The sequence below is a fragment of the Rubritalea marina DSM 17716 genome (genome assembly GCF_000378105.1).
GTDB classification, from domain to species: Bacteria; Verrucomicrobiota; Verrucomicrobiia; order Verrucomicrobiales; family Akkermansiaceae; genus Rubritalea; species Rubritalea marina.
This window is the reverse complement of record NZ_KB899249.1, coordinates 181617-197644: the sequence shown is the minus strand read 5'-3', so window position 1 is coordinate 197644 and position 16028 is coordinate 181617. Positions and strand designations below refer to the sequence as shown.

The 16028-nt window shown below is 48.8% G+C and carries 9 protein-coding genes; 3 read left to right on the top strand and 6 right to left on the bottom strand.

Going from position 1 to position 16028, the window contains the following annotated elements; genetic code table 11:
- Positions 1 to 390: 390 nt before the first annotated feature.
- A complete protein-coding gene (locus F454_RS0103570; RefSeq protein ID WP_018969251.1) occupies positions 391 to 1221 on the bottom strand; it encodes a glycosyltransferase in 831 nt (276 codons plus the stop codon).
- A 376-nt stretch (positions 1222 to 1597) separates the two neighbouring features.
- On the opposite strand from F454_RS0103570, the gene F454_RS0103565 reads away from it, so the two are divergent.
- From F454_RS0103565 to F454_RS14025, 3 genes are read left to right on the top strand one after another with little or no spacing between them, the layout of a single operon-like run.
- Positions 1598 to 2953 carry a sigma-54-dependent transcriptional regulator gene (locus F454_RS0103565; protein WP_018969250.1) on the top strand — a complete coding sequence of 452 codons (1356 nt, stop codon included), beginning with the start codon at positions 1598 to 1600 and terminating at the stop codon, positions 2951 to 2953.
- A 46-nt stretch (positions 2954 to 2999) separates the two neighbouring features.
- Complete coding sequence (locus F454_RS0103560) at positions 3000 to 3539, top strand: heme NO-binding domain-containing protein (RefSeq protein WP_018969249.1); 540 nt, start codon at positions 3000 to 3002, stop codon at positions 3537 to 3539.
- Positions 3540 to 3544: 5 nt separating this feature from the next.
- A complete protein-coding gene (locus tag F454_RS14025) occupies positions 3545 to 5632 on the top strand; it encodes a response regulator (protein ID WP_018969248.1) in 2088 nt (695 codons plus the stop codon).
- A gap of 431 nt (positions 5633 to 6063) precedes the next feature.
- Here F454_RS14025 and murJ read toward each other — a convergent pair whose 3' ends face one another.
- The 5 genes from murJ to F454_RS15510 form a co-directional block, all read right to left on the bottom strand.
- Positions 6064 to 7611, bottom strand: coding sequence for a murein biosynthesis integral membrane protein MurJ (murJ, locus tag F454_RS14020; protein ID WP_018969247.1), 1548 nt, complete (start codon positions 7609 to 7611; stop codon positions 6064 to 6066).
- A 64-nt stretch (positions 7612 to 7675) separates the two neighbouring features.
- Complete coding sequence (locus F454_RS0103545) at positions 7676 to 8716, bottom strand: L-threonylcarbamoyladenylate synthase (RefSeq protein WP_018969246.1); 1041 nt, start codon at positions 8714 to 8716, stop codon at positions 7676 to 7678.
- A gap of 112 nt (positions 8717 to 8828) precedes the next feature.
- Entirely contained in the window at positions 8829 to 10706 is a 1878-nt protein-coding gene (locus tag F454_RS0103540; RefSeq protein WP_018969245.1) for a ThuA domain-containing protein, read from the bottom strand.
- A gap of 27 nt (positions 10707 to 10733) precedes the next feature.
- Positions 10734 to 13292 carry a DUF7133 domain-containing protein gene (locus tag F454_RS14015; RefSeq protein WP_083912877.1) on the bottom strand — a complete coding sequence of 853 codons (2559 nt, stop codon included), beginning with the start codon at positions 13290 to 13292 and terminating at the stop codon, positions 10734 to 10736.
- Positions 13293 to 13349: 57 nt separating this feature from the next.
- A complete protein-coding gene (locus tag F454_RS15510) occupies positions 13350 to 15935 on the bottom strand; it encodes a sulfatase-like hydrolase/transferase (protein ID WP_018969243.1) in 2586 nt (861 codons plus the stop codon).
- Positions 15936 to 16028 lie beyond the last annotated feature (93 nt).

Sequence of the window (16028 nt, the reverse complement as noted above, 5' to 3'; positions counted from 1 at the left end):
AATGCCTAAACCTATATATATAAAAGGTTAGAGAGCCTAAATCACTCTTCTCCCCCTGATCACCCCAAGACCAAATCATGAATATTTTACAGGAATCGTGTGCAGAACCGTGTAAATAATACAGTGATGGAGCAGCGCCACGCACCAGCCTGGTGCAGCATCACTCAAGTCGTCATCCTCTCATCAATCGCAATAGAGCGCCCCTCTCACCATCATTCTACCGCAAAAAACAAGTAGCCCACGGATACCAATCCATGGGCTACTACCAGTAGGGGTGCTGTAAACTGTCGCAGTTGATGTATGAATACCTGCTAGTAAAATGTCTCACAACCGGGGTGTGCTATCAATAGCTAGGGGTAACACCCCGGTTGTGATTGGTGGGGTGAAATGTTAGGCAGCCTCCAGTATGTTGGACGGGCTAGTTGGCTGCATGGTTACTAAAATGAATGGGTGGTCTAAGAATCCGTTCACGGTTTCCTCTACGGTGAAATGACGTGAATGATCATTTCTAGAAACGTGGCGCTGACGAGCGATAGATGCGATGACCTTGCATGCTCCAATGACTGAGCGCTCAACGCCACCCAACACCACACCTGACCCAAGGGTCTGGTGCGAGACTTCGACATCAGTGATTCGAAATCCCTGCTGTGAAGCGATGGCTGATGCCACCTGATGGTTGTCACACATTGGTAAAGACTTGATTACCTCCTTTGTACAAGCCTTGTAGCCAAATGCGTGACCGTGGAGCGTCGCGCTCGTCATTAAATTGAGCACTGCTGTACAAACAGTTGTGAACCATGCTCTGTGGTTGCTATCACCACATTCACTTTTCCAACCAATCGCTATGTCGCTACCTTGCTCGATGGCCGAGAGGAATCGGGGGATATCCTCAGGGCCAGCCTGCAAGCCTGCATCCATGGTAAAAATGATGTCACCACCCGCTACTTCGAATCCGAGAGCAAGCGCATCATCTTTACCTTGATGAGCTGGAAGTTTGTACGATGTGATGTGACGAGCATCACGGTATGACAGTTCCTGCATCACACTCCATGTGCTGTCAGTAGAACCATCGTCGATAAAAATAATTTCCCAATCATAACCAGATGCACGCATGCTATGGCGAATACCCTTGAAGAGAGGCTCGAGTGCGTCTTGCTGATTCATCGCAGGAATCACAAAGCTCACGAGCTGGCGGTTAGGAAGTGTTGGAAGGGCTTTCATTGTGGTGTTGGGCTGTGTGCCATCTACTTATGCGAGCACCGTGCCAAGGTCCTCACAGAAACGATCAATCCTATATAGAATAAGAGATTGAAAATATTCACCCTTAGCGCAGACGCACCACCTAACAAAAAAATACTGAATTTTTTACAGCCAAAAACAATTTATTCCTGTATATGTTCCAGTATGTATTCCCCTCACTCTGCCATCCCCACCCCGCCCCACTGAAATGGTTCATGTAATCTAGGACGAGCCTCAAACCTAAGCTTCTATCAGATAGACTATTTTATTCAGCTCCTTAACTTGCATTTTAATGGCACTTCTATAAACTAACAGAATGAGACCTGTCTCAATGATTTTCTAAGCCACCTACTGCTTCATGTCCGACCCATCTTACAACCTCATCATCGCAGACGACGACAGAACGATCCGCGATCTCTTGAGCTTGAAAGCAAGCCACTATGGTTTCCATCCAGTGACTGCTGAACACGGAAGAGATGTGATTGAGTTGATCCATGATAGTGTCGACATCGTGCTACTCGATCTGCATATGCCTGAAATGGATGGGTTTGAGTGTATGGAAGCCTTATCCAAGAGCCACCCACAAATCCCTGTGGTCATCTTAAGTGGTGAAAACGATGCCAGTGCCGCCATGCGTGCAGTCAAACTAGGCGCCCACGATTACATCACCAAACCATTCGATCTCAACAACCTCTTCACGATTCTAAGAAACGCGAAGAAACTGAGTAACATCCAGCGAGAGAACCAATCCCTTAAGGACAGTATTAGCCCAGTAGCCACCACCACCGATGTGGTAGCCTACTCAGAGCCGATGCAAAAACTCTTGAACCAAGCCAAGCGAATTGCCCAGCTGGATTCATCAGTCCTACTCACTGGAGAGAGTGGCACAGGTAAAGGGGTACTGGCTCGCTACATCCACACGCAAAGCCCACGCTCAGCCAAACCTTTTGTCACCGTGAGTTGCCCAGCCCTCCCACGAGAACTACTCGAAAGCGAGCTTTTTGGTCACGAAAAAGGTGCTTTCACAGGCGCTCTAAAAAAGAAGATCGGTAAAATTGAAGCTGCTGCAGGAGGAACCTTATTCCTCGATGAAATTGGTGATCTCCCCATCGATTTGCAACCAAAGCTCTTAAATGTCCTGCAAGATCGACAATTCCAGCGAGTCGGTGGAGAAAAATCACTCGATTGTGATGTTAGAATAATCACAGCTACTAACATTAACTTTCACGAAAAAATAGAAGCTAAAGAATTTCGTGAAGATCTCTACTATCGCATCAGCGTGATTCCTATGGAGCTGCCACCTCTACGGATGCGCCCCAAAGAGATTGCAGCTCTAACCAAACATTTTCTGGAACGCATTGCAGCACAGCGAGGATGTCATGAAATCGCCGTGAATGACGAAGCGATGAAGAAGCTTATGACCTACAGCTGGCCAGGTAATGTGCGCCAACTTGAAAACCTTATCGAACGAGCTTCTGCATTTTGTGAAAACAATACCATCACAAGCGATGATCTCATGGGCGATATCAACCTCACCGATGGTAGTGTGAAATCAAATTCACAACATATTGCTGGCATGACACTTGCCGAAATCGAAAAATTGGCGATCGAACAAACTCTCGAGCTCTGTAGTGGCAACAAAGCTGAGTCAGCACGAACCCTCGGCATTAGCGAAAAATCTATCTATAACAAGATGAACCGCCTAGGAATTTAGGCAAACAATAACAAAGACACCCAACCCCAATTAAACATCCCACATTATGAAAGGCGTTATCTTCACTGAATTTCTCAGCATGGTCGAAACAGCTCATGGCCTCGATATGGTCGACACAATCATCGAAAAGAGTGACCTTCCCTCCGGCGGCTCATACACGGCTGTTGGCACCTACCCGCACACTGAGATTGTCTCGCTGGTCATCAACTTGAGCCAGGAAATCGACACCCCAGTACCTGACTTACTCAAAGCATACGGAATCCACCTCTTCCACTTCCTCTCCTCATCCTACCCAGACTTTGTCAACAACACCAAAGAACCTCTCGATTTCCTAGAACAGGTAGAAACCTACATCCACGTTGAAGTACGCAAGTTGTATCCGGACGCCGAGCTCCCGTCATTTGAATGCTCTCGCCCAAACAGCCCAAATGAATTACACATGACCTACCATTCTGTGCGTCATATGGAAGACGTGTGTGAGGGACTCATCCGTGGTAGTCTTCAACACTTCAACCGCACAGCCGATATCAAAAGACAAAGTGTCGACGACGATTCTGAACTCTTCATCATCACACTCACCAACTAATTCTCGTGTCTGAGGAAGTCAACAAGTGGCAGAAGCGCTACGAGCGCGAGAAAAATTCGCGCATACAAGCTGAAGCCTTGCTGGAAGAAAAAAGCTCCCAGCTCTTCGAAGCTAATTCGAAGCTGGAAGAGCAGGTAGTGGTCCAATCTTCAAAACTAAGTATTGAAGAGAAAAAGTTCACTGCTCTTTTCCATTCATCTGTTGATGGGATTCTCCTCTACACACTCTCTGGTGAGATTCTGGATGCAAACCCAAGTATCTGTAAGCTGCTCCAAAAAGAAGCCTCTGTCCTTATCGGAGACAATCTCTTCAATTACTTCCCAGATGGCTCTCAAGAGCTCGCCAATAAAGCGAAACACCAGATGAAGCAACTCGGGCACAGCCGATTTGAGGTCGAAATGATCTGTGCCGATGCCTCCCTAGTACCAACCGAAATAACCTCATCCAAATTCGATGTGGGTGGTGAAACCATCGTGCAAGGAATCATCCGTGATATTACCGAACGCAAGCAAATCGAGCGCGACCTCGAAGAAGCTTCCACTGCAGCGATTAAAGCCAACAAGACCAAGTCCCTTTTCTTGGCTACAATGAGCCATGAAATCCGGACCCCTCTCAATGGCATCCTTGGTTTCACTGACATCTTATTAGACTCAGAACCCAACGATGAGCAACGACAACACCTGCAATTAATCAAACGAAGTGGTGATATCCTACTGGCGATCATCAATGACATCCTCGACTTCTCCCGAGCTGAGAGCATGCAGATCGAATTGGAAATGGTTGACTACAATCTCACCGATTGTATCGAAGAGACGCTTGAAATCCATGCTCAAACCGCTGCAGCTAAAGATGTTGGATTACTCTACCACATTGATGATGATGTGCCGCAAGACCTCAATGGAGACATCGGACGCATCAAACAAGTAGCGCTCAACCTTGTCTCAAACGCACTCAAGTTCACCAGCGAAGGTAATGTCATCGTTCGTGTCTCAAACCACGATACCGGCTTCTTCAAAATTGAGGTAGAAGACAGTGGCATCGGTTTCAAACCTGAGATTGCGGAACAACTCTTCAAACCATTTATCCAAGCAGACGCCTCAACGACTCGAAAATACGGTGGCACAGGGCTTGGTCTTGCGATTTGTAAGCAGCTGATGGAATGCATGGGAGGGTCGATCTCTGCTAGATCAGTACTTGGCGAGGGAGCCACCTTCACCGTCATATTACCCATCATTCACGCCCAAGCCCCGGTTGAACGCAACTTTGACCAAACCGACCTATCCAAAATGGAAGGACTTCGCGTCTTGGCCATCGATGATTACCCTATCAACCTCGAGTTCCTTAAGGCACGCCTATCGAAATGGGGTTGTATCGTTACCACGATGGCATCAAGCACCCACGCCTCCTCGATCAGCGCAACTAGCCTCGCGGAATACGATCTCATCCTTTCTGATATGTTGATGCCTGAGATGGATGGCATCATGCTCGCTCGTAAATTTAAAGAGATGCTAGGTGTGAATACTCCACCAATGATTCTCATCACATCATCACGCTATTCATCAGAAAAAACCGAAGCGAAGAAGGCCGGCTACAAAAGTGTGATCTACAAGCCAGCTCGCGAACGTGAGTTGGTCAGACACATCAATGCCGCCCTCACCACTGAGATTCCGATGATGAATACGCAGCGCGTGACCGTCTCAGCGAAAAAGAAGAGCCAAGCTTACGTTCTGATCGTAGAAGACAACCCAATCAATGCCAAGCTAGCCAAGCTCCTGGTAGAACGTATGGGACTGGTTGCCCACATTGCGCACAATGGTGAAGAAGCGCTCGCAGCCCTCAAGAACAACGATGTCTACACAGCCATTCTCATGGACATGCAAATGCCAGTTATGGATGGTCTCATCGCCAGCACAAAAATCCGAGAAGGTGCAGGTGGGCCGCTTTATGTCAAGGTGCCCATCATCGCAATGACCGCCAACGCCTTAGCCGAAGACAAGCAACGCTGCCTGGACGCAGGGATGGATTACTATCTCACCAAGCCTATCAACGTAAAAGAGCTTACCAAGCTACTCACACAACTTAAGATCATTTGATCTCAACTCTTGGAGTCATCTTGATAAGCTCGCCCTATACACAAATGCTTGAAAATCTCTGAACGTATTAAACATCGTTCAAAGATCTGAGTATAAAGGGCCTACCAAGATGCTTCACACGACGCTGTTTGAGCACGCCGTATTTGGCTTCGTTGGTAAGCCCTGCCCTATACACAAAATTTTGGACGAGTGGCAAACGTTGCTGCTGCGTAGCTGACTGTGGTGCTGATGTGCTAGCTGTGATGTTTACTGTATTCATCCTACATCATTGGTTGCACAACTAGTGCCAAGTCACGGTAAAACCAACGGATCTATTGCACCATATAGGATCTGCCCGTATCATAACCACTGAGGCGTGCTGACAATAGCGTAAAATTTACAGTGATCGTAATTCCCTAGCCGTAAACTGTACAGGAGAGCTGCGTGGGCTCTTAGCTTCTACGAAAGCCGCGCTTGATTTCACCAAAGCGCATTGCCCCAGTGATGTGAGCGAGTACAAAATAGACCGCCACTCCAGCACCGCCTACTGCTGCTAGAACTGGAATGCGCAACCAACGTTCTTCATGGTGCAATGGCGCATCCAGGTAATAGGCACCAGCCCAGACGATCGCCCCCATCGCCACAGAAGCGATAAGCATCTTGCCGAGTCGCTTCCAAAATTGGGCACTCAATTGCAGAAACTTTGACTTCCTCAGCCCGCCTAGGAGGAGACTCACATTGACCCAACCAGCTACCGAGGTAGCCGCAGCACAGCCCAGTGCGAGATTCCCTCCCTTGCCAAGATAAACGAAGGCGATTCCGCACAGCACACTATTGACCAGAGCCGAAACCAAAGTGAACTTCATCGGTGTCTTGGTATCCTCTCTCGCAAAATAGGCAGTCTGCAGCACCTTACTCATGACGTAAGCAGGACAGCCGAATGCAAAGGCGAAGAGCGCCGTTCCGGCCAGCTGAGCTTGAGCCGCGGTAAATTCCCCACTGACAAAAATCCCGTAAATAATCGGCTCAGCAAGAGCCATCATTCCCAGCATCGCAGGCAAGGCGATCAACATCGCCATCGTCATGCCAGTCTCCATACTTTGCTGCGCTTCAGAGTCCTGCTTTTTACGCAGCTTCTGGGTGATATCCGGAAGTAAAACCACACTGAATGCAATACCGATGAGCCCCAAGGGGAGTTGGTTGATGCGGTCGGCATAAAATATCGCACTCATCCCTCCGTCTTGGAAGGCTGCCACCCACTGCCCCACTAACAAATTGAGCTGCTGAATTCCGGCACTCACAAGTCCTGGTCCCATCAATAGCCCTAGTTTAATCACATCGCGATCTAACTTTGGTATCTGTGGGATAAATCGAATTCCGGTTCGCCATGCAGAAATCATCACAATGGCCAATTGCACCCCCCCTCCGATTGGCAATGCCCAGGCCAGCACCTCCACAGGATCTGCTACAAAGGGAACCACGCCGACCAAACCAGCCAAAAATACTAGGTTGAGCGAAACATAGGAAAAAGCAGGAGCTGCAAATTTCTTATGACTATTCAACACACCACTAAACGCCGCCACAAGGCAGATAAAAAACAAATAACTTACGGTGATCCTAGAGAGCTCCACGGCTCGCTCCAGCTTTTCAGGTGAAAACCCCTTGGTCAGTGCATGCGTGATAGGCTCCATGAAAATGTAGCTGACCACGCAGATCACCGAGAGAATCAAACTCAGCAGAATAAACACACGGCTAGAGAAACGGCAGGCTGACTCCCCCCCTTCTTCTGCTAACTTCCCACTGTAAAGAGGAACGAATGCTGAGTTGAAGGCACCCTCACCTAACACACGTCGAAATAGATTAGGAAAGCGAAACGCTGCAACCCACACATCACCCGTAGCACCACCACCAAGATAGTGCGCAGTGAGCATGTCTCGAAGAAATCCTGTGATCCGGCTCAACAAGGTGAAGCCACTGACGGTCATGAGGGATTTTAACATAACATGCTCTGGATAGGACGCTCCCACATGGAGCTTAAAAGTCACTCTATCAGATAGAACCTAACTAGGCCATGCGAGTTTTCGCCCCAGCTCGCCTCAAGCGATCATTAATGGCAACCCCAACCCCAGCCTCAGCAACTGGCTCAGCAACAATAACATCTACGCCACTCTCGTCCAATTGGCGCATGGCATAAAATAAGCGAACAGCAGCCTCGGGAAGCTTGCCTTTCCCTGGTGAGAGTTCTTCCACCACATCCCAATCATGAAGATTGATGTAGCCCTCTTTTTCTGAACCGCGATAGGACAAAAGGCCGTAACTGAGATTAGGATCTGGCACAAAATCCTCTGGTTTATCGAAGAAATACAAGGGCGTTGCAGGAGCATAATGGCTCTCAAGTTGCCCAGGCGCTTCTTCCAGCTTGCGCACTTTTTTAGGCCGGATCACTTTGCCAATTTTCTGAAGATCTTCTTTCACCACGGGACCAGCACGTAAAAGGTGCAACTCAGGACGTTTCTCACCCAATTCAACGCGGATAATTGTACTTTCGACACCGGCGTTACAAGCACCACCATCGATGATCAATGGGATACGCCCGCCCAATTCCTTCTCTACGGCATTCGCTGATGTGGGAGAAATCCGGCCAAAACGATTGGCACTTGGTGCTGCTATTGGCTGGCCTAGCTCGCAACAAATGGCACGCATCACCGGGTGCCCACTCATACGCACCGCCACAGTCGGCTGACCACTCGTTACCAAATCAGAAATATTGTCCTTCTTCGGAAGCACCAAAGTGAGAGCTCCCGGCCAAAACGCGGCGATCAATTGATCCACAACATCCCCTAGCTCGGGGCTCAAGTCGCAGATCTCACGCACTTGTTCGTTCCTCCCTACATGCACAATCAAAGGGTCAAAGCTAGGACGCTCTTTCACTTCAAACACTTTGGCCACCGCAGATTCGTCAAGGGCATTCGCGCCCAGTCCATAAACAGTTTCAGTAGGCAAAGCCACTACTTCACCAGCGCGAAGTTGCTCCACTGCTGCTGCTACCGCTCCGTCAAACTCCTCAGGGTCGGCGTATAAAATCTCTGTGTCGAATGTGCTCACGTCCCCTGCCTAGCGTATGATTGCCAATTTGAACACACTAATTTTCATGAGAAAAAGCCGAGCCCATAAGAGCTCGGCAAATGAGAAATCAATTCAATGGAAGCGCTCAAACTCAATGCGCTAGATATTCGATACAGCCTCGCAAAACCGAACGGAAATTAGCAGTCTTCCACTCATGCGTGAAGTGGCCCAAAGTGAAGCCCATGACTCTGCCTTTTCCGTATTCTGACTCCCATAATATGGTGGCCTTTTTGCTCGGATCACGAGCCATTTCGCCAAACAAGATATCCTCTGCAGCCTTCGTGCGATAGTACTGCATATAGAGTTCATCATTTCCTGTCTTGTACTTAGATGCCACACCATCCACAACGACGTGCTCCTTCGCTTTTGAGACGTAGATGGGTGACACCTGTACATGGTAGTGACTTGCAATACCGCAAAGATCACCCCAAATTGGAAACTCCTTGTTAGGATGCTTGCGCTCCCAGTCTTCAAGAACTGACGGGTGCACAACAGCTCCTGCCTCCCCGATCTCTATCACATTCTTTTTCTCACTTCCTTTAACAACACGCTCACTAAAGGTATGCCAAAAGGTATGCAAAGCACCATGGATGAGCAAGGTATCCACTCCGTGCTCTTTAGTTTGGCGTATCATATTGTAGGCGGCCTCCAAGTTTTTGGTGTTTGCCATGCAAACATTGTAGATGACAACATCATAGCTTTTCGCAAAGTCAGCCTGCTTGCTCAAGTAGTCTAGAAGACCATCAAATCCACCACTGAGAATGTCGGTGTTCCAAGCGTTTTCGGAGGCAAGCTTTTCAAATTCTTCACGCTGCCCGATATAGTCATGGTAGGTACCTGGCTCATGGGTCACATAGAGAACTTTGGGAGCTCCATCTACCTCTCTGAAAGTCTCAATCTTTGCTGGAACAGCATTGAGTGCTCGGGCGAACCACCCCTTGACCACGCGGTCTTTCTTGATCCCTCCATTGTTTTGAATGACCAAAGTGCCAGATGACTTTGGTCCCTTTGTCATGGTCTCCTCGCTCAACGTGACAATCTCACGAGGCTTGTTCTTCGCTTCACGGTGTGGGTGGTCTTGAATATACCCGCCGCTGTAATCAACTCGAAACTCACGCAGCTCTAGCTCCAAAGAGCCAGGCTTCACCAGCCCTTTGAGGTAATTGAGATCCTTTTGCGTACCCCATAGCGCGCCATGCACTACTTGCCATATACCGTCTTTTTTATGGGTGGTAATGCGGTGATGCTCGCCACATAGATACACATCCACGCCAGCGGCCACCATAGCTTTCCAAATCTTCGAGTCCGTGCCACCGCGAAGCATACTCGCACTGGAATTTTGGCTTCTTACTGGCCCAACAATCGGAAGGTGCCCTTGAACTATAATGAACTCAGCATCTTGGTGCTGAGCGACCACTTGCTCAAACCACTCAAGCTGAGCCTCCCCAACAGTGTAGCCAAAAGCTTTGCCTTCATCCTCAAAAGTATCGAGAGTGATCAATAGCAAATTGCCCTCTCGCACCCAATACGCTCTCCCTTCATGCCCGTCTGGACCATTGGTAGGCATCCCTAATAGTTTGGTCATTTGCTCACCAAACACTCGAGCCACCCTACTATCTTTCAACCCTTGATCATCACCATACTCGTGGTCTCCCGGGGCGATGTAGACTGGAAGATCGTGAGCCGCGTAGCGCTGGAGGAGCCCTGGCCAGTATTCCTCTGTTTTGGTTTCAATCAAAGATGTTTCAAACCAGCGAGCATCCATGAGATCTCCTGCATTGAGGGTGAAATCAGGCCCTTCTGCTTTGAGTGTCTTAAAAAACCAATCGAGCGAATCTTCCCATCCTGCCTCAGGATTCTTAATATTCCAGTTGAACAAATCTGGCACACTGGTGAATCGTATCTCCTTTGCCTGCAGAATACTCAGCATGCTGCACATGCTGAAAATAAGTAGTAATGTTTGCTTCATGATGATGAGTCTTATTGATTCGAGGGCTTATTGATTCGTATCCAGTGACTTGATATAAGCCACTAAATCACCAAATTCTTCTAAAGTTAGGGCATCGCACAAATGCAGACTCATCATATTCAAGCCAGGTGCTCTAGAGACAAGCTCCTCAGGCTTGAGCTGCGTTGCCACCCCTGCAATGTTGTGCAATACAATTTCAGTTTCCGTGTCTTTCACCACAGTTCCGAGATGTGACATTCCATCTTTAGTGGTCAGGGTCACCCATGACTTGGCGATGGTGGCAGCTGGCTGAATAATTGCTTCCGCAAGGTCAGCATCAGTCATGTTGCCGAGTTTCGTGAGGTCGGGACCTTTGATTACGCCATCGTGGGACACATTGTGGCAACCAGCACAGCCAACTTTCCGAATCACCTTCGCCCCATTCTCAGGTTTTCCCTGATATTTCTCTAAATGGAGAACAATATCTTCGATAGCGGTACCTCCTACACGTTTGACCTTCTTCTTTTGATTTTGGTGACGTTGATGGTATGGCTTCACGAATGCTTTGTGTTTTCTCAATTGTGCAATCAGTGGCGCCTTATCTTCAGCTTGATCGATATATGATTTGAGGTACTCCTGCACTTTTGCAGTCCCTTCCCAGGAAACTGCAGCAAAATATGGACCATGTGGATCGGGGCGTGTTCCCCACCAGGTCTTACCGTCATTCACTTTTTCGCGATGACTCATGCGCATCAACACCTCAAGAATCTTCGCCTTAAGTGGGGCATCTGCTGAGGAAGAACGCTCAATCAACGCATCGACGACGGAGGTAGAATACATCTGCTTGGCTGTGGCTAGAGCTCCTGCTAAGCCCTTACCTTTTCCGGCTCGAATGGTTGCCGCTACAGCGTCGTGAGCTCCGAGGTTTACCAATGACTTTTGAGCAACATGCGATAGCACGTCTTTTCTTGGCACTGAATGAAGTTGGTAGTCACTTGCTTCAATGTCTCCACTCACAACACCAAGATTCTCTCTAAGAGAGTCTACCGTACCCAATGGTTCTTGTGCTGCAGCTCTTAAGAGTGCGGCCACCCCCTGCAATGAACCTGTACGTCCTAGTGCGATAGCTGCTGCCACCTGAACGCGTGGATTCGAGTCATGAAGCGCAGATTTCAAAATGCCAGCTTTGGCATGCGACGCAACCTTAAGATCATCCCCCATCGCCTTGATGGCAAATTCGCGCACATCAGGATCGCGTACTAAGCTCTCTAGTGTTGGCAAGGCTTGCTCACCTTGAATTTGAAGCATTGTAAAAATCGCAGCAACACGGGACTCAAGCCTAGCGCTGGCAGACGCAGCGAGTGTACTAAGCTCTTCTGTGCCTTCTCCGCGCTGGATGAGTTCGTAAGCACTATGGGTACGCGCTACCATACTTTCTGATTGCATCAAACTAATCAGCGCCTCAGTAGTCACTTCCTTCAGTTCTGGAAACGGCTCATATTGCCACCCTTCTGGCACAACGCGCTCCACATAACCTCTAGCCTTCTTACCCCAGGTCCCCATGTATCCAGCACCAGCCCAAGCAGCAATGTACAAGCGCCCAGAGCCATCCACATCTAGATCCGAAACCTGCGTCACCGTCTTGAATTCGCTGACGGCATTGGTGAAGGTGGCTCCAAAAGGGATCGGTTTGTGCACAAACACTTTGCTCACTCCCCAGTCCGCGAGCAAAGGCACCTTATTAAAAGGCTCCTCCCATTGAGGTTCATCCAAGTACAAAGCACCAACTCCAGAGCCATTGCCATACTCCCCCATAGCGGGAAGCATATCTTCGGGAAAATGGGTGTAGAGGTTCGGGTAACCATAGTCTGCAGACTGGATATAATGTGATGCACGCACCCACCACCCAATGCCGTCATTGGTATTTTCTCGGGTGAACACATTAAGAAATGGGTCAATCGCCACATCATACACATTGCGAGTTCCTGTCACGAAGGCTTCAAGTCCGCTTCCATCTGGTCGTACGCGCGCCACTCCTCCGTACATGGTCAACGTGCGCCCATCAGTTCCCTCAGCATCCACAAAACCAAAATCACCCACTGAAATATAAATCCAGCCATCAATGGCATATCGGATATTATTGGTACAATGGTCGAGGCCCCGACTGCGGATGAATTTTGAATTGCCTAGGTTTGTGACCAATGGCTTTCCGGGACCATCGGCGACACCATCCCAGTCGAGATCCTCGAACAAAGTAAGTTGTTGGTTAAGATACTCACCATTCTCTGTGGTGGTATGAAGAATGATGACCTGATTGCCCAGCACGGTGATACCACGTGGGTTGTCAATGATCGTAAAATCAGTGACTTCGTCAGCCTGCCCATCGTGATTGCTGTCGACAAGTCTAACGACTTTTCCAGCTCCAACTTCTTTTCCAAGTGAGCCTTGTTGATCAACACCTACAAACACTTCACCAGTAGGTGCGGCGGCTATCACTGCAGGGCATGGGCTCTGCTCAGATGTAGCAAAACGGTTACTTTGTAATGCAGCAGATGACACCGCCACACTTAAGATGAATACAAGAATTGAATAGTATTGTTTCTTCATGACAAGCAATTGGTCGAGCCCCACTAGGAGCTCACCAATAAAAGTATTATGTGAAAGCTACAGGCCGTTGCCAATGAGTTTGACGCGGAAGAATGCTTTACTGTCTACGACATTAGAAATATCGACTTGCGTCTCGCTCGCGCTGGCAGTCACCGTCCCTCCCACAGAAGTCCAGCTATTACTATCCAAGGTGGTACTACGCTCAATTTGGTAAGTAAAACCAAGCTCGGAATTGAATCTAATCCTGAGGGTGTCGGCACTCTGCCATGATTCTTCCATCACTCTAAAACTTTGATCAGTTGGGACTGACACCTCAGGAATCGTGGCTGGTGCGGGACCTGTTTCTTGGCCTACCTGTGCGGGATCAATGTCTGGATAATTCGACTTGTAGGTCACATAAACTGGCGTCCAAGTGCTATCAGCAGGATCTCCCTCCAACCAAGCATTCAAGTCGCTGGCGCACTGCCCCGCAATGTCTTTGTACAAGATGTAATCCCAATACTCACGACTTGCTGATGGATCGTCGACATCTGAAGCATTCTCCTCATCGATATAGTCCATCAGGTTTACAGTCTCACTCGGATCGTCCGTGACATTGTAAAGTTGGTATTGGTCAAAGCCCTGGGTTGTGTATCCCTGAGGGTCATAATACGGGTCATAAGCGTAAATGTACTTATAGCGTACATCCTCAACTTCCTTAATCACGGCAGAGCAAGCGTAAGCGCGGTAATCCATGTAACCAGGAAAGTGGAAGAAAATCGGGGATCTGCTGCGCGAAACATTGTCAGGGTCCAGCGTGTGCGCCCAGAATGATTCACCATCCAAGGGATACACACTGGAATCTGGGTAAGTTCCTGAAATAGCATCGAGAACGGTCGGATAGTAATCAGTGACGTGAATCATCGTATCACTCAACTTTGCAGCTGGCACCGTACCTGGCATGCGTACAATGGTGGGCACACAAAGCCCCCCTTCATAATGCATTCCTTTGTATCCGCGTAATGGGGTATTTTCTGTCACGCCGATCACGCCGCCATTGTCTGAGGTGAAAAACACCAGGGTATTTGAGGCAATGGAATCCGAAGTGTCGCCGTCACCATTCGGGTCGTCCAAGTAATTCAATACTCTGCCAATCGTCTGATCCATTCCCTCAACGAGCGCCGCATAATCCGCGCGATCGTGCTCAACACCTTTGGTGATACCATCGTATTTTGTCTTCAAATCCGCACGTGGCTCAATCGGGGTGTGAGGAGCGTATAGATTGAGTTGCGCATAAAATGGAAAATGTGACATTGATCCGGATCGATGATTGTCCGCAAAGTCGATAAAAGCGTCAGCCATGGCATCGGTAAGATGCTTTTCCACCCCGACCAAACTTGTAGGGTCGTTACCATTGGCCACTGGCACCAAATGTTCATTGATGTAGTCGAGGGTGTAATCCGCAGCATAGGCATCAAGCTCTACCCCAACTGGCCCAGCAAAGGTGCTACCAGCCCCCCCACTAGCATAGAAGGTTGATGGATCTCCACTACTCCCACCACCATAGTTGTAATCATAGCCCTGATTCAGCGGATGAGTCGCATGCGAAGAACTCCCAGATCCCACATGGTATTTTCCAAAATGCGCAGTCACATAACCCGCATTCCAAATCGCCTCTGCGATCGTGGTTGTTGTTGAGGAACCATCGACCCATGCATCTACTTGAGTGGCTGGGTTCGTGTAGTTCGTAATCCCGCCCTGACGGCTCAACGAAGCCACATTGTACACCCCATTAGCGGAACGGCAGGAATACTGGCCGGAGAAAAATGCGGCACGACTAGGAGCGCAATTTGGCTGCGCATAGGCTGAGGTAAATGACACCCCTTCGCTGGCTAGCCGTTCTAAATGCGGCGTCTGGTAATAATCAGAAGCATTTCCCTTAGCGAGGGCGTCCACACTGTGGTCGGTCCACCCAAGATCATCGACCAAAATGAATAGCACGTTAGGACCGCTGGATGGAGTTCTAGCGGACGCAGCAGCACTTAAAGTCACTCCATCAAAGGCAGCATACGCGCCGCCCGTGGAAAGATTGTTCATAAAAATTTGCACCGTGTAGGTACCCGCACCGATCGTTGCACCACTCAAATCGAATGAAACCGATTGGTAATCATTGCTGTAGGTGACCTCGCTGGAGCCAGTGACAGGAGAAACCAATGTCCCACCACTAATCGAGTAATTGAGGTCAGATGCATACACTTGCCCTCCACCAGTCCCATTCAAATGGGCCGCCTCGATCACCAAGGAACTGAGATCCCATGAGGCGCTAGAGGTAAAATTAAAGCTGAACCCTTGGTTCGCTCCATTGCTCAAATTATAATTGAGCTTTAAGTTATCACCACTGGACAAGCTTGTCCCTTGGTTTACAAAACCGCCACCGCTTGTGATGGCAGCTAAAGGTGTCATTCCAGAAATTGAGGCGTCCTTCACCCATGTCACCGTCGCGGAACCCTGACCCGAGACGTCCTTCTCATATGTCGGCACATTGACCGCCACATCGTGACCATCAAAGTTAGAACTTAACAAGTCTGTCGCCAGCGCCCCTTGTCCTCCCAAAACCAGGAACGAGGTGACACCTAACCATGAGGCACAGTGAGAATTGGACATGGATGAAGACACCCTATCTAGTAGATACATGAAGACAAAACAAAATCTGGAATGACAGGACCAACCACCCTATTCATAATGGTTGACCCAAAT